This window comes from Cytobacillus sp. OWB-43 (genome assembly GCF_034651445.1).
Lineage (GTDB): Bacteria > Bacillota > Bacilli > Bacillales > Cytobacillaceae > Cytobacillus > Cytobacillus kochii.
Genome location: NZ_JAYEFF010000001.1, coordinates 1,853,898 through 1,868,202, shown reverse-complemented (window position 1 = coordinate 1,868,202; position 14,305 = coordinate 1,853,898). Strand labels below are relative to the sequence as shown.

Here is a 14,305-nt window from a genome sequence, read left to right as displayed (position 1 = left end):
AAGGGATGCATACGGAAAGCTTAATGATTAAAGACTTCCCTCAAGATGAAAAGCCGAGGGAAAGGTTAATGCAGAGTGGACCAGAGAGCTTATCCAATCATGAACTAATAGCTATTTTATTGCGGACAGGGACAAAAAATGAATCTGTTTTGCAGCTGTCCAATCGCTTGCTAACAAAGTTTGATGGATTGCGTTTATTAAAGGATGCTTCCCTTAGCGAAATTACCGAAGTGAAAGGTATTGGCCAGGCAAAAGCCATTCAAATCATGGCAGCTGTAGAAATCGGCAGAAGAATGGCTAATTTAACCTTCGATGAAAGATACAGCATTCGTTCACCAGAAGATGCTGCTAATTATGTGATGAACGAAATGCGTTTTCTATCTCAGGAACATTTTGTTTGTCTTTATTTAAACACTAAGAACCAAGTTTTAAGCAAGCAAACCATTTTTATTGGTAGCTTAAATGCCTCTATTGTTCACCCACGAGAAGTGTATAAAGAAGCTTTCAGACAGTCTGCCGCCTCGATTATTTGTCTGCATAATCACCCCTCTGGCGATCCGACTCCAAGTAGAGAAGATATTGATGTGACGAAAAGGCTAACTGAATGTGGTAAAATAATTGGGATAGATATTCTCGATCATATTATCATTGGTGAAAAGAAATTTGTCAGTTTAAAGGAAAAAGGTTATATCTAGCACTATGTTTTTATTTGACGATACGATATAATATTGTTTATGATTTTTTAGGGGAAGTATAGTATTTTACCTATCATTTTTTTAAGAATGAGGGACTGTCAGATGCCCTATTAAATAAACCTTATTTTAAAAATCGTATAGTATCAGAAAGGGAGATACAGGAATGTTTGGATTTGGTACAAAAGACCTTGGGATAGATTTAGGAACAGCAAATACACTTGTGTATGTAAAAGGTAAAGGAATCGTTGTTAGAGAGCCATCGGTCGTGGCACTTCAAACTGATACGAAACATATTGTTGCCGTTGGGAATGACGCTAAAAATATGATTGGTCGTACACCGGGAAATATCGTGGCATTAAGACCAATGAAAGATGGCGTAATTGCTGATTATGATACGACAGCAACAATGATGAAATATTATATGAAACAAGCGAATAAAAATAAGGGCATTTTTTCAGGTAAACCGAATGTTATGGTCTGTGTACCATCTGGCATTACTGCAGTAGAAGAAAGAGCTGTAGTAGATGCAACTAGACAAGCTGGTGCAAAGGATGCATTTACCATTGAAGAACCATTTGCAGCAGCAATTGGTGCGAATTTACCTGTATGGGAGCCGACAGGAAGTATGGTTGTGGATATTGGTGGTGGTACAACTGAAGTGGCTATTATTTCTTTAGGGGGAATAGTTACAAGCCAATCAATCCGCATTGCTGGGGATGAAATGGATGATGCAGTCATTAATTATATCCGTAAAACTTATAATTTAATGATTGGTGACCGAACTGCTGAAATGATTAAATTAGAAATTGGTTCTGCTAGTGAAGCGGAAGGTGTAGAAAACCTTGAAATCCGTGGGCGTGATCTTTTAACTGGATTACCAAAAACAATTGAGATTACAGGTGATGAAATTTCAAAAGCATTAAAAGATACGGTATACTCTATTGTTGATGCTGTAAAAGTAACATTAGAAAAAACACCGCCGGAGTTAGCAGCTGATATTATGGATCGTGGCATTGTTTTAACAGGTGGAGGAGCGTTGTTACGCAATTTGGACAAAGTGATTAGTGAAGAAACAAAAATGCCTGTTCTTATTGCTGAAAATCCACTGGATTGTGTGGCGATTGGTACCGGTAAAGCATTAGATCATATTCATTTATTTAAAAATAAATCTAAAGACTCTCGTTAAGAATAGTGACCTACAGAAAAATTAGGCATTAGTGGCTGTCATTAATGCCCAGTTTTTCAAGTTTTTTTGCATAAAATATAACAATCGAGGTGTTTAGCATGCCACAGTTCTTTCTGAATAAACGCCTGATTATTTTGCTTGTAAGTATCATTATTCTCGTATCGTTGATAGGCTTTTCTTTAAGAGAGAGAGATAGTGTTACATGGCCAGAACAGTTTTTGAAAGATATGACAGGATGGGCGCAGAACATTGTTGCTGGTCCAACACAGTACATTGCTGGTTTCTTTGAAAATGTTCAAGACTTGCAAAATACATATGAAGAAAATAAAGAACTGAAATCTAGATTAGATAAACTAGCATTTTTAGAGGCAGAGGTACAATTGTTAGAAAAGGATAATGCTGAGCTTCGTGAAATACTAGAAAAAGAAGATAGTTTAACCGACTATGAACCTATACAGGCTACAGTAATCGGTAGAAATCCTTTAAGGTGGGAAGAAAAGCTTACCATAAATAAAGGAACCAGAGACGGTATCGAGGCAAATATGGCGGTTATTACAGCCAATGGACTGATTGGTAAGGTGAAAAGTGCACAAACCTTCACGTCCACGATTCAGCTGGTGAGTTCTAAAGATCCAACGAACCGTATTTCAGCTGTTGTTCAAGATGGTGAGAAAAAAGAAGAAACTTTTGGTTTAATTGAAGGCTACGATGAAAAAACAAAACGTTTGCTTATGACGAAGATACCTTATGATGCAAAAGTAGAAAAAGGGCAAATGGTAGTGACATCTGGTTATGGTGGAGTATTCCCTAAAGGCTTGCCAATTGGAAAAGTTGTTGAGGTTACACCTGCGGAATATGGCCTTACACAAACTGCTTATATTGAGCCGAATGCGGACCTATATGACATTCAACATGTGATGGTAACAAAACTTAACAGCATTAATCCAGAGATTCAAGAAGAGCTTGAAGAATTAAATGAGGAGGAAGAAAGTTGAGAAAATATCTTCTCCCTCTCTTATTTATTTTCTTATTCGTCATTGAAAGTACATTTGCCCTTATGGTCGCTCCAACAGAGATGTTTGCAAATGAGAGATGGCTTATCCCGCATTTTTTACTTGGAGCGATTATGCTTTTAGTTATTTTTGGCTCGAGGAAGCTAGGTTTACTTTATGCTTTTATTTTTGGATTGCTGTTTGACATTGTTTATACTGAAATTATCGGTATTAACCTATTTTTATTTCCAGTTGTCACTTATATTGTGTATCAACTAATGAAGATCTTACAGAATAACCTTATTGTGACGACAATCATTACTCTTTTTGGTGTAGCATTAATGGAGCTAGGATCTTTCGGGGTCAACTATATTATTAGTATTACAACAATGGGATTCTCGGATTTCATCTTTATGAGATTCATTCCAACACTTATATTGAACCTCATTTTTATCGTCATAGTCATTTTTCCATTGAAGAAATATTTTGAAAGATATGTTGAACGACTATCGTTATAATGTTAAGTCTGTTCTAGTCAATAATGAAGGAAAACGAAGAAATAAAGTTGAATGACTGTTTGCAGGCAACTTTAGAAACCGGTTATCCGGTTTCTTTTGCCATATAATTATTCTTTTCAACCAGAGTGAAGATTGAGTTTGCAAGAAAAAAGGATTTTGCAAACTGATGTCGAATTTATTCCTACAATATGTATTGAGAATCAGAATGAGGCGAGATAACAGAATGGATCTGTTCTTGTCTTTCTTGAGGTGAACATCTTGAAATGAATAAAAGACAAAATGTAACGATGAAGGGCACAAAGGATGGGATTACACTCCATCTTGATGATGCCTGTTCTTATGAGGAACTTAAAAAAGAGTTAAATCATAAATTAATAGAGAGTAGTAAAAGTCAAGAAGATAAATTGATATCTGTCCTTGTACATACAGGTAATCGCTATTTAACCTCCTCTCAAGAGGAAGAGATAAAAGAGTTAATCAGGCAAAAGAAAAATCTTGTTGTGGAGTCTGTGCTTTCTAATGTACTGACAAAGGATGAGGCTGAAAAGCAAAAGCAAGCAAATGAAATCGTCTCTATAACAAAAATTGTTCGGTCAGGTCAAGTGATTGAAGTCCCGGGGGATTTATTGCTCATTGGAGATGTAAACCCTGGAGGAACAGTAAGAGCTGGTGGCAATATTTTTATTATGGGCGAGCTAAAAGGAATTGCACATGCGGGTTACTATGGTAACCAGGAGGCTGTGATATCAGCTTCTATTATGAGACCGACACAGCTTCGAATTTGTGATAGTATCACTCGTGCGCCTGATGAAAAACAAGATGAGAACAGTCGCGAAATGGAATGTGCTTATATGAATGAAGAGCAGCAGATCATTATCGACAGACTACAAGTATTGGTACATGTAAGACCAAATATATCGAATTTGCAAGGGGGATTCTAGAGTGGGAGAAGCGATAGTCATTACATCCGGAAAAGGCGGCGTTGGTAAAACAACAACATCTGCAAATATTGGTACAGCATTAGCCCTGCAAGGAAAAAGAGTGTGCCTTGTGGATACAGATATTGGACTAAGAAATCTTGATGTTGTTATGGGCCTTGAAAACCGTATTATTTATGATTTAGTGGATGTAGTTAAGGGGCGTTGTAAGATGCAGCAAGCCCTTGTGAAGGATAAACGCTTTGATGATCTTCTTTATCTCCTGCCTGCGGCACAAACAAGTGATAAGAACGCGGTTGACCCGGACGAAATGAAAATATTAATAGACGATTTAAAGCAGGATTTTGATTATATTATTATTGATTGTCCTGCGGGAATTGAACAAGGCTATCGTAATGCCGTTTCAGGAGCAACAAAAGCGATTGTTGTAACTACACCAGAGGCAACAGCGGTACGCGATGCCGATCGCATTATCGGGTTGTTAGAGCAAGAAGATCATATCGAACGTCCAAGGTTAGTCATTAATCGTATCCGACCACAACTCATGAAAAACCGTGATACGATGGATATTGATGATATTACGAGACATCTCGATTTAGAATTATTAGGCATTGTAGCGGATGATGATCAAGTGATTCGGGCGACAAATCAAGGAGAACCCATCGCAATGGATCCAAATAATATCGCATCTATTGCTTATCGAAATATTGCCCGCAGAATTCTTGGCGAATCTGTACCACTTCAACAACTTCAAGAAGAGAATACCGGTGTTTTTACAAAGATAAAGAACTTCTTCAAAGTAAAATAACAAAAGAAATCCTTAGTGAACTGTTGTCACTAAGGATTTCTTAATATTTGACATGGGAAAAGAAATAGGACTATGGAATATTCTGCTGATAGTAATAAGTAGTACAGCAAACGGTCCAAATGCACCATCCATGAATAAGCCATTCAATTGCAGAAATGTAAGCTTTTCATCAAAAAGCGACGTATAGTCAATTACCCCTGTTAGTACCCCTATCTTCTTCTATAGAAAGCACTCTAAGAGCACGATCATTCATAATAAAAGGTTTCACTATCAATAGTCTAAGAGTAAACACAGATATAATGATCATTTATAAGTAGGTAGCTTTCCAACTGCATCTAGGTGTTTGACAACATAAAAAATACTTCTCCCTTATCTATCTGTCATACTTAAAAACCTCACATCATAGACTTGTACAAATGCTGATGAATAGGTGGGAAGTTATGATGAGCTCAAGAGCTGATGATATAAGAAAACGGATGGCTAAAAGAAAAAAAGAGATGGAGAAGAATAAGCCTGTTCAAAAAAAATCGAAAAAAATGAATTGGTTGCAAGATGAGGAGAGGCATGGATTTGACCAACTTCCCTCATATGATAGTCCACCTCCTAAAGATTCAAATACGAATCACCCTTTATTTAAAAAGGAGGTTTTTCTATTTAAAGTGCTCGTATCAGCCTGCTTATTCCTCATAGTAGCCATTATGTTTAAAAATGATGGAGCAATTTTTGAAAAGCCGAAAGCCTTTGTTGTAGAGGCAATGGATAAGAATTTTCAGTTTGCTACTGTTATAAATTGGTATGAAGAGCAATTCGGACAAACCTTTGCCCTTTTGCCAAAGCAGAAACAGACAGAAGAATCTGTTGAGGAAGCGCAACCAAGCTTACCAGCAACAGGCAAGGTATTACAAGCGTTTGAGCAAGATAGACAAAAAATTTCGATTGAAACAAACATGGGTGAAAAAGTAGAGGCTGCAAATGGAGGAGTCGTTGAATTTATTGGCGAAAAACCTGGGTTTGGACAAACCGTTATCATTCAGCATGCCGATCAAAGTCAATCTTGGTATGGCAATTTAGCTGAAATTGATGTAAAGGCATATGACTATGTTGAAAAAAGTGCAGAAGTAGGAGAAGCGGCTACTAAAGAGGATGGGAAAGGCTTGTTTTATTTTGCCATTAAAAAAGGGGATGACTTTGTTGATCCTTCACAGGTGATTCCTTTTGAATAAATGGATCTTACTTTTTAAGCAGATACGTATCCATCCTTTACTCTGGTTGGTAGTCGGATTAGCTGTTATCACTTCTCATTTCAACGAGCTTTTTCTTTTACTATTGATTATTTTTGTTCATGAAATAGGACATGCTGTGGCCGCACAGTTTTTTTCTTGGAGAATAAAAAGCATTGTGTTACTTCCATTTGGCGGTGTGGCAGAGATGGACGAACATGGTAATCGCCCATTAAAAGAAGAGTTAATGGTAATTTTAGCAGGACCTATACAGCATGTTTGGATGATTGCTGCTGCCTTCCTATGTTTTGAATGGCAGCTAATCACACCTGAGTACTTTTCTTTGTTTGTCCAGTATAACTTGATGATCTTACTTTTTAATTTGCTTCCGATTTGGCCATTGGATGGTGGGAAATTAGTCTTTTTGTATCTGTCTTATTTTTATGCATTTGGTGATGCACATAGGAAGGCGTTGCAGCTGTCTATTTTTATGCTCATATTGTTTTTAATTGCTTCTCTTTGGATTCTCCCTTTTAATATTAATATTTGCATCATCCTTGCATTCTTACTTTTTTCCTTATACTATGAATGGAAACAGCGCAGATATATATTTATGCGGTTCTTATTGGAACGATACTATGGAAAGCATAGTGAACTACGTAAATTAAAACCGTTAGTCGTTCAAGAATCTGAACCAATCATGAAAGTGCTCGAGAAATTTCAACGAGGTTGTAAACACTCGATTATTGTTGAGACGGGGAATAAAGAAAAGAGTGTGCTAGATGAAAATGAGTTATTACATGCGTACTTTGCGGAAAAGAATGTGTCAGCTCAAATAAGTGACTTAGTGTATGTTTATTAGAAGCGAGGAAAGTAGAATTGAAAAGATTAGTGATCAATACAATAAATAGAGAAAAAAGGTATGCCTTGCTCGATCAAAATGAAGTTGAAGAATTGTATATTGAACCATTACAACTCGAAACAAAAGTAGGGAATATCTATCTAGGCATAGTTGAAAAGGTTATGCCAGGGTTAAATGCACTCTTTGTCAATATTGGTGAAGAAAAGAGTGGCTTTTTGCATAAGGATAAATTGCAAAGTTATGCACTTGAAGATGATGATAAGAAGGAAAAACGTAACCTTTCTTCTTTTGTCCATCAAGGGGAAAGGTTACTTGTACAAGTAGAAAAGGATCAAACGGGAACGAAAGGACCAAGGTTAACGGGGATCGTAGAATTGCAAGGCAATTATATGGTCTATTTGCCGTATGGGAACTATCTTGCTGTATCGAAGAAAATTACTAATCAGAGTGTCAGAGAACAGTTAAAGCAAAACTGTGCGAGGTTGCTCGAAGCCAAGGAAGGGCTAGTAATTAGGACTGCTGCGAAAGATGTTGATATGGCTGTACTTAAAAAAGAATTAACGCAATTGCGTGTAAAATATCAGCAACTCTATGCCGCCTCTCTCTTAATAAAAAGACCCGGTGTTATTCAAACGGAAGATCAATTTTTACATAAAGTACGTCAAGTCATACAAAAAATGAAGAGTGGGGAAGTAATTGTGGATGATACTACTGTCAAAAAGCAGTTACAGCCTAAAGACAATGTCACATTTCACCTTCATACGGATCAAGAAGCTATCTTTACTTCCTATGGTCTTGAACGTGAAATTGAAAAAGCATTAAAAAGAATTGTATGGTTAGATAATGGTTCTTATCTGATTTTTGATGAAACAGAAGCGTTAGCTATTATTGATGTGAACACAGGTAAATTTTCTGGAAAACACCAATTGCAAGATACGGTCATAAAAACAAATGAATTAGCGGCAAGGGAGGTAGCGAGACAAATACGTATCAGGGACCTAGCAGGAATGATACTAATTGATTTTATTAGTATGGAAAAAGAGCAGGATAGAATACATATTTTATCTGTGATAAAAGAGGCGCTAGCTACCGATGAAAGACAAATAAAAGTAATTGGATTTACACCTCTTGGTATTTTACAATTGACGAGAAAGAAAACGAAGGTGTCTCTTTCTGAAGCTTTACAGGAGAATTGTACAGTTTGTCATGGGACGGGTAAGGTATTGCGCGCAGAAACGGTTGCCTTTCGCTTAGAGAGAGAATTGTGGTCGTATCGCACCCGTGATGAGGAAGCGGTTCTTATAGAAGTGACAAGGGATGTCGTTGCTGTATACACTAAAGAGGAGTTACAGCAATTAGAAGAGAGCTGTGCGAAACACCTTGTTTTCGATTTCATCGATCGCCCAAAACCAAGCTATCAAATAAAAAGATTTGGTCCATTGAAAGAAATGCAAGTGTAATCGTATTGACAGTACAGTATGTGTATGATAACATTTTGATGTTATGTTTGTAGCGCCCATGCTACAACCGCGCAGAAAAGGTCATTAAGCTTCTGCTTTGGCAGAACACCTGGGATGGCGAGTCTTAGTCTTAAGAGGAGGTGCAGTTATGTACGCAATTATTGAAACTGGTGGTAAGCAAATCCGTGTAGAAGAAGGTCAAACAATCTACATCGAAAAGCTTAACGCAGAAGCAGGCGAAACAGTTACTTTTGAAAAGGTTCTTTTCGTAGGTGGAGACAGTGTGAAAGTTGGAAGCCCAGTTGTTGATGGTGCTTCAGTTACGGCTAAAGTTGAAAAACAAGGTCGTGCGAAGAAAATCACTGTATTCAAATACAAAGCAAAGAAAAACTATCATAAGAAACAAGGTCACCGTCAACCGTACACTAAAGTCGTGATTGATAAAATCAACGCATAAGGTTGATGATTGATGATTGATGTAAGCATTCATCGTAATCGTTCTGGACTCATACAATCATTTGAAATAAGTGGTCATGCCCTGTTTGCTAATAATGGTGAGGACATTGTCTGTGCAGGTGCATCAGCTGTTTCAGTTGGGTGCGTTAATAGCATCCATCAGTTAGCGGGAGTTACTCCGCATATTCAAATGGAATCTGGACTATTATCCTGTATTCTTCCGAGCAATCTTGCTCAAGATATAGAAGAAAAAGTCCAATTATTGCTTGAGGGTATGGTTGTCTCATTGCAAACGATCGTTGAGAACTATCCGGAAAATATAAAAATAACCTTCAAACAGTAGGAGGTGGATTTCATGCTATTAAAATTAGATCTTCAGTTATTCGCATCTAAAAAAGGAGTAGGTTCTACAAAGAACGGACGTGACTCAATCTCTAAACGCTTAGGCGCTAAGCGTGCAGATGGTCAATTCGTTACTGGTGGTTCTATTCTTTACCGTCAACGCGGTACGAAAATTTACCCAGGTGTAAACGTGGGTAAAGGTGGAGACGATACTCTTTTCGCGAAAGTGGACGGAGTTGTAAAATTTGAGCGTCTTGGACGTGACCGTAAGCAAGTTAGCGTATACCCTGCAGCTCAAGAAGCATAAGATTGAGTGGAGAACTCTAACCATTAATGGTTAGAGTTCTCTTCATGTCATTCATCCCACATATATCTCCTCAAACTGTCCTCTTTTGATAAAAGTCCGCTACTTTTTATGCATTTCTATTGATGGAACCTTAAATATAGGGGCAGATTTAAAAATTCTTACCTTTCTTTTTGCTAAGATACATACGGCTATGGTTTTTTTTTGTTATACTAACACCATATCAATGTAATGGCTGAGGACCATAAAAGAAGATGTAGGAGTCAATTATGGAAAAAGATTGGGATATTGTTGAAGTGCTACGTCATGCAAGGCATGATTGGTTAAATAAAATACAACTAATTAAAGGCAATTTAAGCTTAAATAAGGTGGAACGGGCAAAAGAAATTATTGATGAAATTGTTGTGGAGGCGCAACAAGAGGCAAAGTTATCAAACCTACAAATGCCTCAATTTGCTTCACTTTTATTTACGTACAATTGGCGAAATCCAAAATTTCAATTAGAGTATGACGTTTATGAAGTATTCAAATGTGATCAACTGGATGATAAAAGTTTAACTGATTGGACAAGATCTTTTTTCTCTTGCTTAAATGATGCTGTACAGCCATTTGCTGATAATCATTTATCTATATCAATTAATCCAGAAAAGCAGGGTGTCCGTTTCTTTTTTGATTTTAGTGGAACAATTACTTATATGCAGCAGATTCGCTTATTTTTACTAGAGCAATCAACAAGTATGGGGCTTACAGTGAGACGCTTAACAGAAGATGAAATATCATTTGATTTCTTTGTTCTTTTTGAAGAGAAGTAAAATGGATTTATTTAATAGTAAAAAGCTAGTCAGTAAAAGATATTATAAACAGCGAGAGTCAAGGGTGTTCATATTCATGTGCATCTTTTGAATAGGAGGAAGTAGATCTTATGTTTGTCGATCAGGTCAAGGTGTATGTAAAAGGTGGCGACGGTGGGAACGGAATGGTAGCCTTTCGTCGTGAAAAATATGTTCCTAAAGGCGGTCCAGCTGGTGGGGACGGTGGTAAGGGCGCGAATGTTGTCTTTATTGTTGAAGAAGGTTTAAGAACGTTAATGGATTTTAGATATAAACGACATTTCAAAGCGGAACGTGGTGAGCATGGAATGTCTAAAAATCAGCATGGCAGAAATTCGAAGGACATGATTATAAAAGTACCGCCGGGAACTGTGGTTACAGATGCTGAGACTGGTGAAGTAATTGCGGATTTAACTGAGCATGGCCAACAGGCAATTATAGCAAAAGGTGGCCGTGGAGGTCGTGGAAATTCACGGTTCGCTACACCTGCCAATCCTGCACCGGAATTATCAGAACATGGAGAGCCAGGTCAAGAGAGAGAAGTTATGCTTGAGTTGAAATTGCTTGCAGATGTAGGGCTAGTTGGATTCCCAAGTGTTGGTAAGTCGACTTTACTTTCTGTCGTTTCTGCTGCTAGGCCGAAAATTGGCGCGTATCATTTTACGACAATCGTTCCTAATTTGGGTATGGTAGAAACAGAAGATAATCGTAGTTTTGTCATGGCTGATTTACCTGGGTTAATTGAAGGTGCTCATTCTGGAGTGGGCCTGGGACATCAATTTTTAAGACATATTGAACGTACACGAGTAATTGTTCATGTGATTGATATGTCAGGAATGGAAGGCAGAGATCCTTACGAAGATTATGTGACGATCAATAATGAATTACAGGAATATAATTTACGTTTAACAGAACGTCCACAAATTATTGTAGCTAACAAGATGGACATGCCTGATGCAGAAGAACACTTAGCGGCATTTAAGGAGCAGCTTGAAGAAGAGTATCCAATTTTCCCGATCTCTGCAGTTACAAGGTCTGGATTACGTGAGCTACTATTTGCGATTGCAGATAAGGTAGAAGAAACACCAGAATTCCCACTTGAACATGAAGAAGAGGATACAGGAGTTCACCGTGTACTTTATAAACATGAAGCAGATCAAGTAGAATTTACGATTACAAGAGATTCAGCTGGTGACTTTATTGTGTCTGGTGATGCAGTTGAGAAATTATTTAAGATGACTGATTTTAGCAGAGATGAATCGGTTAGACGTTTCGCCCGTCAATTAAGAGGGATGGGTGTAGATGAAGCATTACGCGAAAAAGGTGCAAAAGACGGGGATATCGTCAAGTTATTAGATTATGAATTTGAATTTATTGACTAACCTTAAAATATCAATGAGGTGAAAGATGAAACAGGATAAATTAGATAAAAAATTCTTCCTTGTCCGAGAAGATGTATTGCCTGAGGCTATGAAAAAGACTTTGGATGCAAAAGAAATGATTGAAAGGGGAAAAGCAGAATCTGTCTGGGACGCTGTCCATAAAGTTGATTTGAGTCGCAGCGCATTTTATAAATATCGCGATACTGTTTTTCCTTTTCATACAATCGTGAAGGAAAGAATTATTACATTGTTTTTTCATTTGGAGGATCGTTCGGGCACATTGTCACAATTATTAAGTATTGTGGCTGGATCAGGTTGTAACGTATTAACCATCCATCAAACCATTCCGATTTTAGGTCGTGCCAATGTCACCTTGTCACTAAATGTTGCTGATATGGCGGTAGGAATCGATCATTTATTATCCGATTTAAGGAAACTAGAATTTGTAGATAAAGTAGAAGTATTAAGTTCAGGCGCATGAGTTAAAACTCTTGCGTCTTATTCATTTTAAAAAGGGGGTTATTATACCTAAAATGAATCACTCAAACAGCTTAGTAAAATAAAATGGTGAAGTTTCAAACATACATGTAGAAACGAGTCAGAGGCAATGAAATAATAGGCAAGTCAAACCGTATTTGTTTACTCATCGACAGCTCATATAAACTATCTCGATTTTAATAAGAAAGATATCTTATAAAAAAAGATAAAAACCTCTTTTACATCCATAAACTAAAGTGTTAAAGTATAGTATAATGAGTTTTTTCATAATTCAAATTTGTTGTGGCTACATAGAATGAAGCTACTGATGAAAGGTGTTCACAATGAAAAAAATAGGCTTCTTAGGACCAGTTGCTACTTTTACAGATATAGCCGTTCGCGGGTTATTTCCAGAAGATAGAGCAATTCCACAAGCAACCATTCCTGCTTGTTTAGATTCTTTAGCAAATGATGAAATTGATTTAGCTGTTGTACCAATTGAAAATGCATTAGAAGGATCAGTTAATATTACTTTAGATTATTTAGTTCATGAGGCACTTTACCCAATTGTGGGTGAAATGACCATCCCTATTAGACAACATTTACTTATTCATCCTAGCCAAAAACTAGAAGATGTTCAAACGGTATATAGCCATTCTCATGCGATTGCTCAATGCCATCGCTTCCTACATTCGACTTTAAAAGCTGTTGAACTTGTTAATATGACATCAACGGCTGCAGCTGCAAAATATGTAAGTGACCATCCTGACGAAAAGGTTGCTGCAATAGCCAATGCTTTAGCAGCAGAAGAATATCAATTAACCATTGCTCACCAAGATATTCATGATTATTCACATAATCATACACGGTTTATTGTAGTGGCAAAGCAAGATTGTCACCTCAAGACAGCGCAGAAGTCAAAAGGATATAAGACAACTGTTATGGTCTCGTTACCTGATGATCGTGCTGGAGCACTTCACCAAGTGCTATCCGCCTTTTCATGGAGAAATTTAAATTTATCAAAAATCGAGTCAAGACCAATGAAAACAGGATTAGGGAATTATTTCTTTATTATTGATATCGACCAGAAAATAGATGATGTCCTTATTCCGGGCGTAAAGGCGGAATTAGAGGCATTAGGTTGCAAAGTGCAAATTTTAGGTAGTTATCCTTCATATCAACTCGGGAAAATAGAAGAATTGACTCATAAATAACAAAAAAGAAAGTAGAGTACATGCTCTACTTTCTTTTTATAAAGTACCATTTCCTAGCAAGTATTATGTATCTATTTCGATAAGAAATCCTGATTTTTTCAATGCCTCTTCTGCTTCGTCAAGCTTTGCTTCACTGCTGCTCGTAATCGTGTGTAAATGAATCCCACCTGTTAATTCTGATAAATAACTAGATTGAGTAGAATGAATTTTCTTCATAAACTGTTTTACTTCTTTGCGGTCAGAAACCATAATAGATGCTGTCAAATCACCATATACTGGATGCTCGATTGTGACATCTTTTACAGTGACCCCATGATCAACAAGTAAGTTTAACTCTTCTTCAGTTTGTTCAGGTGAATGGTTACTAGCTATTGTTCTTGTAGCTACCGGATGTGGTGAAGTATGATTTAACCTTAAGTATCCTTGACTTGTGGCAATAATTGGTTCGCTTCTTGCTTTTAACAGTGTAATATCACCAACGATTACTTGTCTGCTTACATGGTACTTTGCTGCTAGTTCACTACCTGTAATAGGCTCTTCACTTTCCTTCAATAATTGTAGTAGTTTCATCCGTCTGTCTTCTCCAAGCACCTTTTTTTGTTCGCTCATTCTTAATCCCCT

At 37.2% G+C, this 14,305-nt stretch carries 17 protein-coding genes and 1 other annotated feature; of the genes, 16 read left to right on the top strand and 1 reads right to left on the bottom strand.

Features of this window, described 5'->3' with window-relative positions; translation table 11 throughout:
* Positions 1 to 5: 5 nt before the first annotated feature.
* From radC to pheA, 16 genes are all read left to right on the top strand, one after another.
* Positions 6 to 695: a RadC family protein gene (radC, locus tag U9M49_RS09245; protein WP_095372400.1), complete on the top strand. Its 690-nt coding sequence runs from the start codon at positions 6 to 8 to the stop codon at positions 693 to 695.
* Positions 696 to 858: 163 nt separating this feature from the next.
* A complete protein-coding gene (locus tag U9M49_RS09240) occupies positions 859 to 1,881 on the top strand; it encodes a rod shape-determining protein (RefSeq protein ID WP_095372401.1) in 1,023 nt (340 codons plus the stop codon).
* A gap of 98 nt (positions 1,882 to 1,979) precedes the next feature.
* On the top strand, positions 1,980 to 2,876 hold the full coding sequence (mreC, locus tag U9M49_RS09235; protein ID WP_095372402.1) for a rod shape-determining protein MreC: 897 nt from the start codon (positions 1,980 to 1,982) through the stop codon (positions 2,874 to 2,876).
* The gene (gene mreD, locus U9M49_RS09230) at positions 2,873 to 3,391 is read left to right on the top strand and encodes a rod shape-determining protein MreD (protein ID WP_095372403.1); all 519 of its coding nucleotides are present in this window, start codon (positions 2,873 to 2,875) and stop codon (positions 3,389 to 3,391) included. Before mreC ends, mreD begins: the two co-directional genes overlap by 4 nt.
* 263 nt (positions 3,392 to 3,654) lie before the next feature.
* Positions 3,655 to 4,332 carry a septum site-determining protein MinC gene (gene minC / locus U9M49_RS09225; RefSeq protein ID WP_095372404.1) on the top strand — a complete coding sequence of 226 codons (678 nt, stop codon included), beginning with the start codon at positions 3,655 to 3,657 and terminating at the stop codon, positions 4,330 to 4,332.
* Between the two features lies 1 nt (position 4,333).
* The gene (minD, locus tag U9M49_RS09220; RefSeq protein ID WP_095372405.1) at positions 4,334 to 5,137 is read left to right on the top strand and encodes a septum site-determining protein MinD; all 804 of its coding nucleotides are present in this window, start codon (positions 4,334 to 4,336) and stop codon (positions 5,135 to 5,137) included.
* A 440-nt stretch (positions 5,138 to 5,577) separates the two neighbouring features.
* Positions 5,578 to 6,360 (top strand): M23 family metallopeptidase, encoded by a 783-nt coding sequence (locus tag U9M49_RS09215; RefSeq protein ID WP_322909635.1) that lies wholly within the window; start codon positions 5,578 to 5,580, stop codon positions 6,358 to 6,360.
* A complete protein-coding gene (locus U9M49_RS09210) occupies positions 6,353 to 7,219 on the top strand; it encodes a M50 family metallopeptidase (RefSeq protein WP_095372407.1) in 867 nt (288 codons plus the stop codon). The genes U9M49_RS09215 and U9M49_RS09210 overlap by 8 nt, the downstream gene beginning before the upstream one ends.
* 17 nt (positions 7,220 to 7,236) lie before the next feature.
* Positions 7,237 to 8,679, top strand: coding sequence for an Rne/Rng family ribonuclease (locus tag U9M49_RS09205; RefSeq protein WP_322909634.1), 1,443 nt, complete (start codon positions 7,237 to 7,239; stop codon positions 8,677 to 8,679).
* 55 nt (positions 8,680 to 8,734) lie between these two features.
* Positions 8,735 to 8,814 (top strand) — a sequence feature (ribosomal protein L21 leader region).
* Between the two features lie 13 nt (positions 8,815 to 8,827).
* Positions 8,828 to 9,136, top strand: a complete 309-nt coding sequence (rplU, locus tag U9M49_RS09200; RefSeq protein WP_095372409.1) for a 50S ribosomal protein L21 — start codon at positions 8,828 to 8,830, stop codon at positions 9,134 to 9,136.
* 12 nt (positions 9,137 to 9,148) lie between these two features.
* A complete protein-coding gene (locus U9M49_RS09195; protein ID WP_095372410.1) occupies positions 9,149 to 9,478 on the top strand; it encodes a ribosomal-processing cysteine protease Prp in 330 nt (109 codons plus the stop codon).
* Positions 9,479 to 9,490: 12 nt separating this feature from the next.
* Positions 9,491 to 9,784: a 50S ribosomal protein L27 gene (rpmA, locus tag U9M49_RS09190; RefSeq protein ID WP_009333115.1), complete on the top strand. Its 294-nt coding sequence runs from the start codon at positions 9,491 to 9,493 to the stop codon at positions 9,782 to 9,784.
* 266 nt (positions 9,785 to 10,050) lie between these two features.
* A complete protein-coding gene (locus U9M49_RS09185; protein ID WP_095372411.1) occupies positions 10,051 to 10,593 on the top strand; it encodes a sporulation initiation phosphotransferase B in 543 nt (180 codons plus the stop codon).
* A gap of 110 nt (positions 10,594 to 10,703) precedes the next feature.
* Positions 10,704 to 11,993, top strand: a complete 1,290-nt coding sequence (gene obgE / locus U9M49_RS09180; RefSeq protein ID WP_095372412.1) for a GTPase ObgE — start codon at positions 10,704 to 10,706, stop codon at positions 11,991 to 11,993.
* 25 nt (positions 11,994 to 12,018) lie between these two features.
* On the top strand, positions 12,019 to 12,474 hold the full coding sequence (locus tag U9M49_RS09175; protein ID WP_095372413.1) for an ACT domain-containing protein: 456 nt from the start codon (positions 12,019 to 12,021) through the stop codon (positions 12,472 to 12,474).
* A 340-nt stretch (positions 12,475 to 12,814) separates the two neighbouring features.
* Positions 12,815 to 13,684 carry a prephenate dehydratase gene (gene pheA / locus U9M49_RS09170; protein WP_322909633.1) on the top strand — a complete coding sequence of 290 codons (870 nt, stop codon included), beginning with the start codon at positions 12,815 to 12,817 and terminating at the stop codon, positions 13,682 to 13,684.
* Between the two features lie 63 nt (positions 13,685 to 13,747).
* On the opposite strand, the gene U9M49_RS09165 is transcribed toward pheA, so the two are convergent.
* On the bottom strand, positions 13,748 to 14,293 hold the full coding sequence (locus tag U9M49_RS09165) for a transcription repressor NadR (RefSeq protein ID WP_095372415.1): 546 nt from the start codon (positions 14,291 to 14,293) through the stop codon (positions 13,748 to 13,750).
* Positions 14,294 to 14,305 lie beyond the last annotated feature (12 nt).

Excerpts from the sequence above, each read along its gene's own strand:
- radC (WP_095372400.1), top strand. The coding sequence starts at position 6 with ATGCATACGGAAAGCTTAATGATTAAAGACTTCCCTCAAGATGAAAAG.
- U9M49_RS09240 (WP_095372401.1), top strand. The coding sequence starts at position 859 with ATGTTTGGATTTGGTACAAAAGACCTTGGGATAGATTTAGGAACAGCA.
- mreC (WP_095372402.1), top strand. The coding sequence starts at position 1,980 with ATGCCACAGTTCTTTCTGAATAAACGCCTGATTATTTTGCTTGTAAGT.
- minC (WP_095372404.1), top strand. The coding sequence starts at position 3,655 with ATGAATAAAAGACAAAATGTAACGATGAAGGGCACAAAGGATGGGATT.
- U9M49_RS09215 (WP_322909635.1), top strand. The coding sequence starts at position 5,578 with ATGATGAGCTCAAGAGCTGATGATATAAGAAAACGGATGGCTAAAAGA.
- rplU (WP_095372409.1), top strand. The coding sequence starts at position 8,828 with ATGTACGCAATTATTGAAACTGGTGGTAAGCAAATCCGTGTAGAAGAA.
- U9M49_RS09195 (WP_095372410.1), top strand. The coding sequence starts at position 9,149 with ATGATTGATGTAAGCATTCATCGTAATCGTTCTGGACTCATACAATCA.
- rpmA (WP_009333115.1), top strand. The coding sequence starts at position 9,491 with ATGCTATTAAAATTAGATCTTCAGTTATTCGCATCTAAAAAAGGAGTA.
- U9M49_RS09185 (WP_095372411.1), top strand. The coding sequence starts at position 10,051 with ATGGAAAAAGATTGGGATATTGTTGAAGTGCTACGTCATGCAAGGCAT.
- obgE (WP_095372412.1), top strand. The coding sequence starts at position 10,704 with ATGTTTGTCGATCAGGTCAAGGTGTATGTAAAAGGTGGCGACGGTGGG.
- U9M49_RS09175 (WP_095372413.1), top strand. The coding sequence starts at position 12,019 with ATGAAACAGGATAAATTAGATAAAAAATTCTTCCTTGTCCGAGAAGAT.
- pheA (WP_322909633.1), top strand. The coding sequence starts at position 12,815 with ATGAAAAAAATAGGCTTCTTAGGACCAGTTGCTACTTTTACAGATATA.
- U9M49_RS09165 (WP_095372415.1), bottom strand. The coding sequence starts at position 14,293 with ATGAGCGAACAAAAAAAGGTGCTTGGAGAAGACAGACGGATGAAACTA.